The sequence below is a fragment of the Plantactinospora endophytica genome (assembly GCF_016862915.1).
Lineage (GTDB): Bacteria > Actinomycetota > Actinomycetes > Mycobacteriales > Micromonosporaceae > Plantactinospora > Plantactinospora endophytica.
On record NZ_BONW01000002.1, the window covers coordinates 1 to 14,613 of the forward strand.

A 14,613-nucleotide genomic window follows, 5' to 3' on the forward strand; every position below is an offset into this window, starting at 1 on the left:
CTGCGTGATGGTCAGACGATCTGGAGTTTGCGCCAGGTGGCGCCGTCCGCCGAGTAGGCCGCCCAGCCGGAACCGAACAGGTCGTAGGCGACGTAGCCGGCGACGGTCCGGTCCAGTCGTTCGACGGTGGGCAGGCTGCCACCGGCCGGCTGGAAGGTGACGCCATCGTCGGCGCTCACGTAGAGCACCCGGTCGGTGCCGGTCACCAGCAGTCGCCCGTCCAGCAGCGGCACCATCGCGCCGGACAGCCCCGTCGGCGGGCCGGACCGGGCCGTCCGGGCGATCCGGGTGAAGGACCGGCCGCCGTCGGTGGAGTGGAAGAGGGCCAGCAGGGTCCGGCCGGTGCCGAGCACCGCCGCGTACGCCTGGCTGCCCAGGCTGGCCACCTCGACCGTACCGGCCGGCACGTCGGATCCGGGCAGTTCCACCGTCCGCCAGTGCGACCCGAGGTCCCGGGTCATCGCCACCGCGGCGGTGCCGTTCCGGACGCCGCCGACCCACCAGGTGCCGTCGGCGCCGGCCGCCGACGCGACCCAGCAGACGTCGAGGTCGGGACGGCTGGTCGGAGTACCGGCCCGAGCCAGTTCCGGCCGCCAGACCTCCACGGTCAGGTCGCACCGGCCACCGCCCGGCCCGGCCCGGAGCAGGTCGCCCCGGCCTGCCGGAATCGTCGCCGTCCCGGTGCCGGTCCCGGTGACCTGCCAGGTCCGGCCCTCGTCGGTGGAGGCGTACGCCCCGCCGGGAAAGCCGACCAGCAGCCGGCCGCCGGGAAACGCCGTCAGGTCCAGCTCCCGCTGCCCGGCGCTGGTGCCGGGCAGCTCGGTGTACTGCCAGGTCAGGCCGCCGTCCGAGGTCCGGGCCAGGTTGGCCGGGCAGGGCTCGGCCGGCCCGCAGCGGGCCAGCAGGTAGCCGTGGTCGGGATCGACGAACTCGACGTCGGCGATCGTCCCCGGCACGTGGCTGACGGCGGACGCGGTGAGCCCGTTGACGGTGATCCCGGCCCCGGTGTAGACCGGCCCGCCGGGTGGGGCGTCGGCCACCGGCGGCGGTACCGGGTCGGTGCCGTCGGCCGCCCACGGCCGTACCGGGAGGGTCGCCACGAACGCCAGACTGAGCAGGGCCGCGCCGCCCGCCGCGGCGACCGAGTGGCGACGGCGGCGCCGGGCCGCCGCGCGGTCCCGGATCCGGGCCATCGGCGGCTGGTCGATGTCGTCCAGCAGGGCCGCCCGCCCGGCGGCCAGCCGTGCGTCGAGCGCGGAGCGGGAAGGGTCTCGGTCAGGCATGTCTCACCCCGGTCGCACCGCCGGCCGTACCCGGGCCGGTGGTTCCGTTCTGGCGGCCATCGGATCCGGCCGGCTGCCCGACAAATCTGTGCTGCTGGAGGTACCTGTCCGGCCACCCGGTCCGGACGCCCCGGTCCCCGGCGCGGGTTCGCCGGTGCCCCGGTAGTCGCCGAGGTGGGCGGCGAGCGCGGTACGCCCCCGGGACAGCCGGGACTTCACCGTGCCGGTCGGTACCCCGAGCAGCAGGGCGATCTCCTCGACCGGCAGGTCGGCGAAGTAGTGCAGGACGATCACCTCCCGATAGCTGACCGGCAGGCCGGCCAGGGCCTCCCGCAGGTCGGTCCGCTCGGGTCCGGGAGCGGCCTCGACCAGTCGGGTCACCGGACGGTCCCGCAGCAGGATGGTGTCCAGCAGTTGGCGTCGCCGCCAGCGTCGCCGGACCACGTTGACCGCGACGGTCCGCAGCCACGCCTCGGGGTTGTCCACGTCGGCCAGCCCCTGCGGCCGGGCGATCGCCCGGGCGAACGCCTCCTGCACCACGTCCTGCGCCTCGGTCAGGTCCGTGGTGAACGCGTAGACCTGCGCGACCAGGCGCCGGTAGCAGGCGTGGTACAGCTCGCCCATCGCCTCGTCCACCGCGCCCCGGTCGCGTCCGGTGGCGCGTCCGCCCCGTTCCCGTGCCAAGCGCTGTCCTCCCCGGCCGGACGGTACGGCGCAGCCGGCTGCGCCGAAGCCGCCGACCGACTCCGGTTTCAGGGTACGAGTCACCGTGCTGCCAGCCGGTTCCCAGTTTCCCCTGACTTCGACGGGGACCAGGCTGGGACTCCGACGGGGACCGGGCTGCTACCTCGGCGGCGATCACCCTGGGACTTCGACGGGGACCACGCTGGTACTTCGACGGGAACCAGGCTGGGAACTCGGCGGCGATCACCCTGGGACTTCGACGGGAACCACGCTGGTACTTCGACGGGAACCAGGCTGGGAACTCGGCGGCGATCAGGCTGGGAATTCGGCGGCGACCGCGTCGGGACTTCGGCGAGCGACCGTGGTGGGACGGGGTCGGGCGGAATGGCACAGGGGCCTGCGGGCACCTTCCCGGGGATGCTGTCAGAATTGCCGGCATGTCCGACGTTCCTGCCCGGCCCCGGGTGCTCTCCGGGATCCAGCCGACCGCCGACTCGTTCCACGTGGGCAACTACCTGGGCGCGGTGCGCAACTGGGTGGCGATGCAGGAGACGCACGACACGTTCTACAGCGTGGTCGACCTGCACGCGATCACCGCCGGGCACGACCCGGTCGCGCTGCGGCACTCCACCCGGGTCGCGGCGGCGCAGCTCTTCGCGGTCGGGCTGGACCCGGAGCGGACCACCCTCTTCGTCCAGTCCCAGGTGCCGGAGCATGCCCAGCTCGCCTGGGTGCTGAGCTGCATCACCGGGTTCGGCGAGGCGAGCCGGATGACCCAGTTCAAGGACAAGTCCGTGAAGCAGGGCGCCGACCGGTCCAGCGTCGGCCTCTTCACGTACCCGATCCTCCAGGCCGCCGACATCCTGCTCTACCAGGCCGACGCGGTGCCGGTCGGGGAGGACCAGCGGCAACACCTGGAGCTGACCCGCGACCTTGCACAGCGCTTCAACACCCGGTTCGGCAGGACCTTCACCGTGCCGGCGCCGTACATCGTCCGGGACACCGCGAAGATCACCGACCTCCAGGACCCGACGGCGAAGATGTCGAAGTCGTCCTCGTCGCCGGCCGGCATCATCATGCTGCTGGACGACCCGGCGAAGTCGGCCAAAAAGATCAGGTCGGCGGTGACCGACACCGGCCGGGACATCGTCTTCGACCCGGAGCAGAAGGCCGGGGTCTCCAACCTGCTGACCATCTACGCCGCGCTGACCGGCCGGAGCATCGACGACCTGGTCGGGGCGTACGCGGGCAAGGGCTACGGCGACCTGAAGAAGGACCTGGCCGAGGTGGTGGCCGAGTTCGTCCGGCCGATCCAGCAGCGCACCCAGGGCTACCTCGACGATCCGGCGCAGCTCGACAAGCTGCTGGCGGTCGGCGCGGAGAAGGCCCGGGCGGTCGCCTCGGCCACGCTGCGCGAGGTGTACGACCGGGTGGGGTTCCTGCCCGGCAGCCGGAACGGCTGAGCCCGCCCGACGCCCGGCGGGGCTCGGACCGCCGGGGCAACGGAACGTGGCCGCCGGTCGGCGCGGTGCCGGCCGGCGGGTGAGTGGAGCGGAGTGTGGTTGTCACGGACGGATCGCAGGATCCCGCGACCCCGGTGACCCGGGTCGGGATCGCCGTGGACGTCCCGGAGCCGTGGTGCGAGTTCCTCACCCGCAGGCGGGCGGAGGCCGGAGACCCGCAGGCCGCGTACGTGCCGGCGCACCTGACGCTGCTCGGGCCGACCGACATACCGCTGGCGAGCCTGCCGGCGGTGGAACGGCACCTCGCCGAGGTGGCCGCCGCGCACCGGCCGTACCTGGTGCACCTGCGTGGCACCGGCACCTTCCGGCCGATCACCGAGGTGGTCTTCGTGGTGGTCGCGGCCGGGATCAGCGAGTGCGAGATGCTCGCCGCGGCGATCGGGCAGGCGCCCGAACTGCGGCGGGAGAGCCGCTTCCCGTACCACCCGCACATCACGGTCGCCCAGGACGTGGCGCCGGAGGCCCTGGACCGGGTGTACGAGGACCTGGCCGACTTCTCCGCGCTGTTCAAGGTCGAGAAGTTCACCCTCTTCTCGCACAACGGCGAAGCGCGTTGGCAGCCTCGCCGCGACTTCCCGCTCGGCGGCTGACCCCGCCGGGACCGTTCAGGCCGGACCCCGTCGGGAGGTCAGAGCAGGGGACTCGTAATCCCCCGGTCGCGGGTTCGGGTCCCGCCCAGGGTGAGTGCTGCGGCGTGCCGTGTCCAGCGGGCCCCGTGGCGGGTGGTGATGGGCAAGGATGACGGCGTGAACGCGTTCGAGCGGGTGGTGTTGCGCGTCGACACGCGGCTGACGGCGTACCGTCGACGGTCGCCGTGGTTCGACCACCTTGCCCGGGCCGTCGGCCGCTACACCGACGTGCTCGGCGCCCGCCTGGCGGCGGCGATCGCCTACTACGGCTTCTTCGCCGTCTTCGCCCTCGGCCTGGTGGCGTACGCCGTGCTCGGCGCGTTGCTCGGGGACAGCGCGGAGAGCGGCCAGGTGATCGTCGGCTTCCTCAAGCGGAACCTGCCGTTCGTCGACCCGGAGCAGATCCGGCAGAGCAGCAGCCGCCCCGGCATCATCGGGCTGATCCTGCTGGCGGTCACCGGGATCGGCTGGGTGGAGTCGATCCGCTCCTCGCAGCGCTTGATCCACGGGCTGGCCCAGCATCCGGGCTACATCGTGCTGCGCCAGCTCGTCGACCTGGCCGTACTGCTGGTGATCTTCGTACTGCTCGGGCTCTCGGTCGGTGCGGTGGACGCGCTGGAGTCGGTGCTGAGCTGGCTGCTGGGTGCGCGGTCGATCGGGCTCACGATCTGTAGCTGGTTCCTGGCGTTCCTGATCAACATGCTGCTCGCCTCGGCGCTGCTGCTCGCCGTACCGAGGCTGCGGATGAGCTTCCGGCGCTGGCTGCCGGCGGTCCTGCTGGTGGCGCTGGGCGTCACGCTGCTGAACTCGGTCGGCCGCTACTACGTGGTGCGCTGGGAGCGGAATCCGGCGTACACGGTGGTGGCCGGCGCTGTCGGCCTGCTCATCTACCTGTACGTGCTCAACCAGTTGCTGCTGTTCGGAGCGGCGATCGCGGCAACCAGCCACCAGGGGCGGGTCCGGGACCTGACCGGTGCACCACACGTGCCCGATCCGGCCCGCCCGGAGCCGGCGTCGACCGAGCCGGATCCGGACACCCCGAGCGGCGGCGGCCGGACGTGACCCGGCGAGGGTGGCTGGGCGTGCGGCCGGGCGACGGCTGAGCGTGACCGGGCGAGGGGAAAGAGACCAGCGCTGCGATTCGGGCAAAAGCCACTAACGGCACGTGGATCGCCGCGATGATGAGTCCCGTGGGCGCACTAGTGACGTTGGAACTGCCGGACGACTCGCCGATCCTCGCCCTGCCCTGGATCATCACCTTCGGGCCGCTGGACGACGACGAGGAGTGGGAGCCGGTGGTCTGCGGCCCGTACGAGCGCCCGCACGCCCTGGCCCTGGCCGAGTCGGTGGTCGCCGACGAGGAGTTGATGGCGGTGGTCGAGCCGCTGCTGCCCCGGGTCTCCGCCGAGGAGATCCGGGCGGAGATCGCCGCCGCGCAGATCGCGGCCGAGGCCGAGGACGAGGCGGCGGACCTCGACGACACCAGCATCTACGGCGACTACGAGGACCTCGGCGCCGAGGAGGTGATCGGCGAGAGCGTGCAGGCACCGGCGCAGGCCGGACAGGCGCCGGACCCGACCGAGGTACGCGCCGGCATCGCCCGGATCGCAGCCATGCTCACCCGCCCCTCCGCCTAAGCCGGGCGATCCGATCCGAGAGTGCACGCCGACGAGCCGGTGCCCCGGGAGTGCACTCCCGGGGCACCGGCACCACCATCCCCTCCACCACAAAGGGGTCGCTGCCCCGGTCGCCCGTCGGCGCGGAGCGCGGCGGACGACCAGGTCGAAAGAGGGGTTACCCCGATACCGGGCGGATGAACCACCCCGCCGCGTCGGTCGGCAGCGGCGCCGGGTCCGCCCCGCCCGAGGGCTGGCTGACCAGGATCGGAGTGCCGTAGCCGGCCACGTCCACCGGCTCGGCACCGAAGTTGACCACGCAGGTCAGCTCCGCCGTACCGCCCGCCGCCGCGCGACGGAACGCGAGTACCCCCGGCTCGCCGTCCAGCCAGGTCACCCCGCCCGGATCGGTCGATCCGTCGGTCGGCGCAAGATGCGTGCGGCGCAGTCGCAGCGCCGTCCGGTACAGCTCCAGGGTCGAGTCCGGGGCGCCGGTCTGGGCGGCGACCGACAGGGCCCGCCAGGTGGGCGGGGCCGGCAGCCAGGCCGGGGCGCCGCCGTCCGGACCGAAGCCGTACGGCGGGACGTCGCCGCTCCACGGCAGCGGTACCCGGCAGCCGTCCCGACTCTCGCCGGTGCGCAGGAACGCCGGATCCTGGCGCAGTTCGTCGGGGAGGTCGAGCACCTCCGGCAGGCCGAGTTCCTCGCCCTGGTAGAGGTAGACGCTGCCGGGCAGGGCCAGCATCAGCAGGGCTGCCGCACGGGCCCGGCGCAGCCCGAGCGCGCCGTCGCCGTACCGGGTGACGTGCCGGTGCTTGTCGTGGTTGGAGAGTACCCAGGTGGTCGGGGCGCCGACGATCGCCGACTCGGCCAGCGCGGTGTCGATGACCTTGCGGAACGAGTCGGCCGACCAGGTCGCGTCGAGGAAGTCGAAGTTGAACGCCTGGTGCAGCTCGTCCGGCCCGATGTAGCGGGCCAGCCGCTGCGGGGTCTCGGCCCACGCCTCGGCGACCGCCATCCGGCCGCCGGGGTAGCTGTCCAGGATGGGGCGCCAGGCCCGGTAGATGTCGTGCACCTCGTCCTGGTCGAAGTAGGGCAGCCGACCCCGGCCGAGCAGTTCGACCTGGCGCTCGCCGGGCGGCACGGTCTTGCCGACGTCCGGCAGCCCTTCCGCCTTGATCATCCCGTGTGCCACGTCGATCCGGAAGCCGTCCACGCCACGGTCGAGCCAGAACCGCAGCACGTCCTCGAACTCGGCGCGTACCTCGGGGTGCCGCCAGTTCAGGTCGGGCTGGGCCGGGTCGAAGAGGTGCAGGTACCACTGGCCGTCGGGGACCCGGGTCCAGGCCGGGCCACCGAAGATCGACTCCCAGTCGTTGGGTGGCAGTCCGCCGTCCGGTCCCCGGCCGTCCCGGAACAGGTACCGGTCCCGTTCGGCCGAGCCGGGCGGGCCGGCCAGGGCGGCGACGAACCACGGGTGCGCGTCCGAGGTGTGGTTCGGCACGATGTCGACGATGATCCGCAGGCCCAGCGCGTGCGCGTCGGTGATCATGTCGTCGAAGTCGGCGAGCGTGCCGAAGATCGGGTCCACGTCCCGGTAGTCGGCGACGTCGTAGCCGCCGTCCACCATCGGCGAGCGGTAGAACGGGGTCAGCCAGAGCGCGTCCACCCCGAGGTCGCGCAGGTACGGCAGTCGACCGCGTACCCCGGCCAGGTCGCCGGTGCCGTCGCCGTCGGCGTCGGCGAAGCTGCGGACGTACACCTGGTAGACCACCGCGGACTTCCACCAGTCCTCGGCCGGCCGGTGCTGTTCGGGGGGCACGGTCATGCGGGGGTCTTCCGTTCTTCCGGGGCGCGCGGCGGGTGCCGTCGCGGGCAGAGGCGTGCCGCGCGGACGGCGCTCGGGCGTGCGGGGGAGGGGTCTGGCGGCTCTCAGCAGGATGCCCGGCGGGCTCTGCAAGAGTCAAGCAGTTCTTGCGCAAGAGGACCGCCCGCAGGCGGCCGGGCCGGTCAGACCGGCAGCGCCAGCTCCGTCGTCGGCCGGGGCTCCGCAGCCGGTCCGGACGAGGCGCCGGAGACCGGTGCCGGCCGCTCGGCCATCCCGGGTACGACGGCCGTCGAGCCGCGTACCACCAGCTCGGGCCGGAAGATGTACTCGGAGTGCGGTGCCGCGTGCCCGTGGATCTCGTCGACCAGGGCGCGTACCGCCGCCACCGCCATCGCGATCACCGGCTGCCGCATGGTGGTCAGCGGCGGATCGGTGAAGGCCATCAGCGGGGAGTCGTCGTAGCCGACCACGGAGAGGTCGGCCGGTACGGACAGGCCGCGCTGCCGGGCCGCCCGGATCGCACCCAGCGCCATCAGGTCGGAGCCGCAGACCAGGCCGGTCACGCCCCGGTCGAGCAGCCGGGCGGCGGCGACCTCGCCACCCTCCACACCGAACAGGGACAGCTCGGCGAGCTCGTCCAGCTCCGCGTCGGGGAGCCCGACCAGCCGCTTCATCGCCGCCTTGAAGCCGGCCACCTTGCGCTGCACCGGCACGAACCGTCCCGGCCCGGTGAGCAGGCCGATCCGCCGGTGGCCGAGCGCGACGAGGTGGGCCACGGCCAGCTCGCCGGCCTCCCGGTCGTCGCAGGAGACGAAGGGCGCCGGGACCCCCGGGACGTACCCGTTGACCAGCACGATCGGCAGCGGCCGGGCGATCAGTGTGCGGTAGCGCGCCGGGTCGGCGGAGGTGTCGGCGTGCAGTCCGGAGACGAAGACGATCCCGGAGACCTGCCGGTCCAGCAGCATCTCGACGTACTCGTCCTCGGTGACCCCGCCGGGGGTCTGGGTGCAGAGCACCGAGGTGTAGCCCGCCTGTGCCAGCCCCGACTCGACGACCTGGGCGAAGGCCGGGAAGATCGGGTTCTCCAGCTCCGGCACCACCAGCCCGACCAGGCCGGCGCTGCGCTTGCGCAGCCGGGCGGGGCGCTCGTAGCCGAGCACGTCGAGCGCGGTGAGTACGGCCTGCCGGGTCTCCGGCGCCACCCCGGGGCGGTCGTTGAGCACCCGCGACACCGTGGCCTCGCTTACTTCGGCCTGTTGGGCGATGTCGGCCAGTCGTGCACGCATGGCCGCACTTTAACTTATCCGGCAAGTTCTTGCGAAGGGTGCTGCAAGCCCTTCCATTGGCTGCAACGTCTTGCTAACGTCCCGGCAACACGCACCCCTGATACCTGGTAACACGCACCCCCGACACGCGTACCCAGCACCCCCACCGGTCGGGTAGCCCCGTCCCCCGGGCCGACCATGACGACAGGAGTTCCGATGCGCATCCGTACCGCGGGTGTGGTCGCCGCGATGGGGCTGGCGCTGGCCGGCGCCGGCTGCGGCAGCGATACCCCCAGCGCCGAGCCGAGCGCCACCGCCGGGGCCGGCGGCAGCCTGATGATCTGGGCCGACGACAAGCGTACGGCCGCCCTCAAGCCACTGGTCGCCAAGTTCGGTCAGGAACTCGGCGTCACCATCGAGATCCAGGCGGTCTCCGAGGACCTGCACCCGAAGTTCGTCACCGCCTCGCAGTCGGGCAACCCGCCGGACATCATGATCGGCGCGCACGACTGGATCGGCAACCTCGTGCAGAACGGCGCTATCGACCCGATCCAGTTGACCGACGCGCAGCGCGGGTCGTTCGCCGAGATCGCCGTCAAGGGCGTCACCTTCAACGGCCAGGTCTACGGCGTGCCGTACGCGGTGGAGAACCTGGCGCTGTTCCGGAACACCGAACTCGCCCCGCAGGCACCGGCCACCCTGGAGGAGCTGGTCGCCGCGGGCAAGCAGCTCAAGCAGTCCGGCAAGGCGACCGAGATCCTCTCCATGCCGGTCGGCCAGGTCGGCGACGCCTACCACATGTACCCGCTCTACACCTCCGGCGGCGGCTACCTGTTCGGCGTCAAGCCGGACGGCGAGTACGACCCGAAGGACGTCGGGGTGGGTAACCCGGCCTCGATCGCCGCCTTCGAGAAGATCCGCAAGCTCGGCGAGAAGGGTGACGGTGCGCTGAAGCGCTCGATCGGGCACGAGAACGCGCTCTCGCTCTTCACCGGCAAGAAGGCCGCCTTCATGATCAGTGGTCCGTGGTCGATCGCGGACGTGAAGAAGGCCGGGGTGAAGTACGAGATCGAGCCGATCCCCGGCTTCGCCGGTGCCAAGCCGGCCCAGCCGTTCGTCGGGGTGCAGGCGTTCTACGTCGCGGCGAAGGGCAAGAACAAGGCGATCGCCCAGGAGTTCGTGGCCAACTACGTGACCAAGCCGGAACTGGCCAAGGTGCTCTACGACGCCGAGCCGCGACCCCCGGCGCTGACCGCCGCGTTCGACCAGGTGAAGGCGTCCGACCCGGACGTCGCGAAGATCATGGACGCCGGCAAGGGTGGCGCGATCATGCCGGCCATCCCGGCGATGGCGAACGTCTGGGACCCGTTCGGCAAGGCGTCCGCGGCGATCGTCGGCGGTGCCGCCGTACCGGCGACGGTGACGGCGGCCGGCAAGTCCATCACGGACAAGATCAAGTAGCCGGGCGGGAGGTCGGACGTGGCCGGAAAGGCGGCCACCCCGCTCCTGGACCGTGGTGGCCGGGAAGCCTCGGACGAGGTGCCCCGGCCACCACGCTCGGTGGGCCTGGGTGGGCAAATCGGAAAGATCGTCGCGCTCTCGGTGACCGTCGCGCTGGCGGTGTGGGCAGCGTTTCCGCTGGTCCAGCAACGGCAGTGGCTCGGGCTCGGCATCGAGATCGCCGTCGTGGCGGTGATCTGCTACGTCTACCTGTCGCCCCGCCGGGTACCGACCAAATACCTGCTGCCGGGCACCCTGCTGCTGATCGCCTTTCAGGTGGTGCCGGTGCTCTACACCGTCGGCACCGCCGTCACCAACTTCGGCGACGGGCACCGGGGCAGCAAGGCCGAGGCGGTCGTCGCGATCCAGACCTCCTCGGTGACCAGGGTGGCCGGCTCCACCGAGTACGCCCTCTCGGTCGCCACCCGGGGCACCGCCGGCACCGGCCCACTGGTCTTCCTGCTGGTCGACCCGGCCGGGGCTGCCTTCGTCGGGGACGCCGACGGGCTGCGGCCACTGTCCGGGGCGACCGTCAACGGTGGCCGGGTCACCGCCGCCGAGGGGTACTCGCTGCTCAACATCGGTCAGGCCGCCGCTCGGGGACCCGAGGTCACCGAGTTCACCGTGCCGACCGACCGGGGCGCGATCCGGGCGCAGGGCATCTCCGCCGCGTACGAGGGACAGGCCGGTCGGCTCTACGACGCCGACTGCGACTGTGTCCGGGAGACCGCCACCGGAGCGGTGTGGCGGGCCGACGACGACGAGGGCGTCTTCGTGAACGACGTGGGCGAACGGCTGGCCCAGGGCTGGAAGGTCAACGTCGGGTTCGCCAACTTCACCCGGATCGTCACCGACGGCGCCGTCGCCGGCCCGTTCGCCGGCATCCTGGTCTGGAACCTCGCCTTCGCCGCCGGCTCGGCGCTCGGCACCTTCGCGCTCGGGCTGCTCTGCGCACTCGCCCTGCACTCGCCGAAGCTGCGCGGCCGGCGGATCTACCAGATCCTGCTGATCCTGCCGTACGCGATGCCGTCGTTCGCGATGCTGCTGATCTGGCGGGACATCTTCAACACCGACTTCGGGCTGCTCAACCGGATGCTGGACCTGGACGTCGACTGGTTCGGCGGCACCTGGTCGGCCCGGATCGCGGTGATCCTGGTGCAGTTGTGGCTCGGGTACCCGTACATGTTCCTGGTGGCCACCGGGGCGTTGCAGGCGATCCCGAAGGAGGTCGGCGAGGCGGCCCGGATCGACGGTGCCGGGGCGTGGCAGCAGTTCCGCCGGGTCACCCTGCCGCTGCTGCTGGTCGCGCTCTCGCCGCTGCTGATCTCGTCGTTCGCGTTCAACTTCAACAACTTCACCGCGATCTACCTGACCACCGAGGGGGCGCCGTTCCCGGCCGACAACCCGGGAGCGGGCGGTACCGACCTGCTGATCACGTACATGTTCCGGCTGGCCTTCGACGCGCAGGGCGCCCAGTACGGCTTCGCCGCCGCGATCTCGGTGGTCATCTTCGCCATCGTCGCCGTCATCTCGGCGGTCGCCTTCCGCCGGACCCGCGCGCAGGAAGAGGTGTACTCGTGAGCTGGGTGAAACAGGTCGGCTGGCGGCACCTGGTCGGGATCACGGCGGTGCTCTTCTCGCTCTTCCCGATCGTCTTCGTGGTCTCGGCGGCACTCAACCCGCTCGGCACGCTCTCCTCCAGCGAGCTGCTGCCGACCGGGTTCACCCTGCGGAACTTCGTCGACCTGTTCGCCGAGCACGCCTTCGTCAACTGGTACGGCAACTCGCTGCTGATCGCCGGGCTCGCCTCGGCGGCGGCGATCTTCATCTCCATGCTGGCCGCGTACGCGTTCAGCCGGATGCGGTTCCGGGGCCGCCGGGTCGGGCTGCTCTCGCTGCTGATGATCCAGATGTTTCCGCAGTTCCTGGCGGTGGTGACCATCTACCTGATGTTCACCACCATCACCGATCTCTGGCCGGCGGTCGGCTTCAACACCGCCTGGGGGCTGATCCTGCTCTACCTCGGTGGCGCGCTCGGAGTGAACACCTGGCTGATGAAGGGCTTCTTCGACACCGTGCCGAAGGAACTCGACGAGTCGGCCACCATGGACGGCGCCTCGCACGCCCAGGCGTTCTTCCGGATCATCCTGCCGCTGGTGACGCCGATCATCGCGGTCACCGGGCTGCTGGTCTTCATCGCCACCATCAACGAGTTCCTGCTGGCCAACGTCTTCCTCACCGACACCGAGGCGAAGACGCTCTCGGTCGGGCTCTACGGGCTGCTCGGCGGCGAGTCCCGGAACACCAACTTCGGGATCTTCTGCGCCGGCTCGCTGCTCACCGCGATCCCGACCGTGCTGGTCTTCCAGTTCCTCCAGCGCTACATCGTGAGCGGGCTGACCGCCGGCTCGGTAAAGGGCTGACCATGCCGCCGACGACCCGCTCGACGAAGGGATGACCATGCTCGGGCTGCCCCACCACGACGGCTCCGAACTGCACGTGCCGCAGCAGGCGCCTGCGCTCGGCGAGACGGTGCCGGTCTTCGTCCGGACGCCCGCGTCGGTGCGGTCGGTCCGGGTCCGCTCGGTCGCCGACGGCGAACCCCGGTACGGCACCGCCGTCGTGGACCGGGAGGTCGGCGGGGAGCGCTGGTGGCGGGCCGAGGTGCAGGTGCGAAACCCGGTGACCAACTACCGCTTCCTGGTCGACTCCGGGCCGTCCGGCGGCGGGCAGCGCTGGCTGAACGGGCGCGGTGTCTTCGGGTACGACGTGCCGGACAACAGCGACTTCCGGCTGGTGGCGTACGACCCGCCGCCGGCCTGGGCACGCGACGCGGTGGTGTACCAGATCTTCCCGGACCGGTTCGCCCGCTCGGCCGGCGCCGACGGTCGGGCGGTGCCGGACTGGGCCATCCCGTGCGACTGGGACCGGACCCCGGTGATCGGTCGGGGCCCCGAGACGCCGTACCAGTTCTACGGCGGCGACCTGGACGGCATCGCCGAACGGCTGGACCACCTCGACCGGCTCGGGGTGAACACCGTCTACCTGACTCCGATCTTCCCGGCCCGCTCCAACCACCGGTACGACGCCGCCACCTTCGACGCCGTCGACCCGCTGCTCGGCGGCGACGCCGCACTGGCCCGGCTCGGCGCGGCCGTGCACGCCCGGGGCTGGCGGCTGCTCGGCGACGTCACCAGCAACCACACCGGGGACAGCCACCGGTGGTTCGTCGACGCGATCTCCGACGTCAACTCCCCAGAGCGCGGGCTGTACTACTTCGATGAGTCCGGCGACTACGAGTCCTGGCTCGGCGTGAAGTCGCTGCCGAAGCTGAACTGGGGCGGCGCCGAGTTGCGCCGCCGCTTCCTGGCCGGGCCGGACTCGGTGCTGGCCCGCTGGCTGCGCCCGCCGTACGGGCTGGACGGCTGGCGGGTGGACGTGGCCAACATGACCGGCCGACGCGGGCGGGACGCGTACACCTCCGAGGTGGCGGCGGCGCTGCGCGCGGCGGTGGTGGCGGCGAAGCCGGACGGGCTGCTCGTCGCCGAGCACGGGCACGACTTCACCGGCGACCTGGACGCCGACGGCTGGCAGGGCACGATGAACTACGCCGGCTTCTGCCGTCCGGTGTGGAACTGGCTGCGCGTCGACGGGCTCGACCTGCCGGACTTCCTCGGCGTACCGGACGGGGTGCCCCGGCGGGCCGGGCCGGAGGTGCTGGCCACGATGCGGGCTTTCGGCTCGCTGGTCTCGTGGCGGGCGCTGACGCACTCGTGGCTGCTGCTCGGCTCGCACGACTCGGCCCGGATCCGCACCGTCGTCGGCGACGCCGACCGGCAGGAGGTGGCCGTCGGGCTGCTCTGCACCCTCCCCGGTACCCCGATGATCTTCGCCGGAGACGAACTCGGGCTGACCGGGCGCAACGGCGAGGACTCGCGTACCCCGATGCCGTGGGCGCGGCCGGAGAGCTGGGACGGTGCGACGTTCGACCGGTACCGCGGACTCGTCGGGCTGCGCCGGTCGCTGCCGGCACTGCGGCACGGCGGCCTGCGCTGGGCGTACGCCGACGCGGACAGCCTGGTCTTCCTGCGCGAGTCGCCGACGGAGTCGGTGCTGGTGCTGGCCCGGCGTGCCGCTGCCGCCCCGATCCGGCTGTCCGGCCTGCCGCCGCTCGACGACGCCGTCAACCTGTACGGCGGAGCGGACGCGCTGCGCCCGGACCAGGACGGTGCGCTGACGCTGCCCGGGGACGGCCCGACCTTCCAGGTGTGGCGGCTGCCCTGAG

General features: G+C 72.1%; 12 protein-coding genes. 8 read left to right on the forward strand and 4 right to left on the reverse strand.

Translation table 11 applies throughout. The annotated features are described in order from the left end of the window. Window positions 1-11: 11 nt before the first annotated feature. Both Pen02_RS02950 and Pen02_RS02955 read right to left on the reverse strand, forming a co-directional pair. On the reverse strand, window positions 12-1,283 hold the full coding sequence (locus tag Pen02_RS02950) for a beta propeller repeat protein (protein WP_203864356.1): 1,272 nt from the start codon (window positions 1,281-1,283) through the stop codon (window positions 12-14). Window positions 1,284-1,286: 3 nt separating this feature from the next. Next, the gene (locus Pen02_RS02955) at window positions 1,287-1,967 is read right to left on the reverse strand and encodes an RNA polymerase sigma factor (protein WP_239139979.1); all 681 of its coding nucleotides are present in this window, start codon (window positions 1,965-1,967) and stop codon (window positions 1,287-1,289) included. Window positions 1,968-2,404: 437 nt separating this feature from the next. On the opposite strand from Pen02_RS02955, the gene trpS reads away from it, so the two are divergent. The 4 genes from trpS to Pen02_RS02975 all read left to right on the forward strand — a co-directional run bounded on the left by trpS (window position 2,405) and on the right by Pen02_RS02975 (window position 5,756). Continuing rightward, entirely contained in the window at window positions 2,405-3,430 is a 1,026-nt protein-coding gene (gene trpS, locus Pen02_RS02960) for a tryptophan--tRNA ligase (RefSeq protein WP_203864357.1), read from the forward strand. 95 nt (window positions 3,431-3,525) lie between these two features. Continuing rightward, window positions 3,526-4,080 carry a 2'-5' RNA ligase family protein gene (locus Pen02_RS02965; RefSeq protein WP_239139981.1) on the forward strand — a complete coding sequence of 185 codons (555 nt, stop codon included), beginning with the start codon at window positions 3,526-3,528 and terminating at the stop codon, window positions 4,078-4,080. A 156-nt stretch (window positions 4,081-4,236) separates the two neighbouring features. Continuing rightward, a complete protein-coding gene (locus Pen02_RS02970; protein WP_275413547.1) occupies window positions 4,237-5,181 on the forward strand; it encodes a YihY/virulence factor BrkB family protein in 945 nt (314 codons plus the stop codon). 128 nt (window positions 5,182-5,309) lie between these two features. After that, window positions 5,310-5,756: a hypothetical protein gene (locus Pen02_RS02975; RefSeq protein ID WP_203864360.1), complete on the forward strand. Its 447-nt coding sequence runs from the start codon at window positions 5,310-5,312 to the stop codon at window positions 5,754-5,756. Between the two features lie 157 nt (window positions 5,757-5,913). On the opposite strand, the gene Pen02_RS02980 is transcribed toward Pen02_RS02975, so the two are convergent. Together Pen02_RS02980 and Pen02_RS02985 are read right to left on the reverse strand one after the other, a co-directional pair. Beyond that, window positions 5,914-7,563 carry a glycoside hydrolase family 13 protein gene (locus Pen02_RS02980; protein ID WP_203864361.1) on the reverse strand — a complete coding sequence of 550 codons (1,650 nt, stop codon included), beginning with the start codon at window positions 7,561-7,563 and terminating at the stop codon, window positions 5,914-5,916. A gap of 182 nt (window positions 7,564-7,745) precedes the next feature. Continuing rightward, window positions 7,746-8,849 (reverse strand): LacI family DNA-binding transcriptional regulator, encoded by a 1,104-nt coding sequence (locus Pen02_RS02985; RefSeq protein WP_203864362.1) that lies wholly within the window; start codon window positions 8,847-8,849, stop codon window positions 7,746-7,748. A gap of 195 nt (window positions 8,850-9,044) precedes the next feature. On the opposite strand from Pen02_RS02985, the gene Pen02_RS02990 reads away from it, so the two are divergent. From Pen02_RS02990 to Pen02_RS03005, 4 genes are read left to right on the forward strand one after another with little or no spacing between them, the layout of a single operon-like run. Further along, the gene (locus Pen02_RS02990; RefSeq protein WP_203864363.1) at window positions 9,045-10,289 is read left to right on the forward strand and encodes a sugar ABC transporter substrate-binding protein; all 1,245 of its coding nucleotides are present in this window, start codon (window positions 9,045-9,047) and stop codon (window positions 10,287-10,289) included. A gap of 18 nt (window positions 10,290-10,307) precedes the next feature. Then, window positions 10,308-11,909: an ABC transporter permease subunit gene (locus Pen02_RS02995; protein WP_372445557.1), complete on the forward strand. Its 1,602-nt coding sequence runs from the start codon at window positions 10,308-10,310 to the stop codon at window positions 11,907-11,909. Further along, entirely contained in the window at window positions 11,906-12,751 is an 846-nt protein-coding gene (locus Pen02_RS03000; RefSeq protein ID WP_203864364.1) for a sugar ABC transporter permease, read from the forward strand. The genes Pen02_RS02995 and Pen02_RS03000 overlap by 4 nt, the downstream gene beginning before the upstream one ends. A 37-nt stretch (window positions 12,752-12,788) precedes the next feature. Beyond that, window positions 12,789-14,612, forward strand: coding sequence for a glycoside hydrolase family 13 protein (locus tag Pen02_RS03005; RefSeq protein WP_203864365.1), 1,824 nt, complete (start codon window positions 12,789-12,791; stop codon window positions 14,610-14,612). Window position 14,613 lies beyond the last annotated feature (1 nt).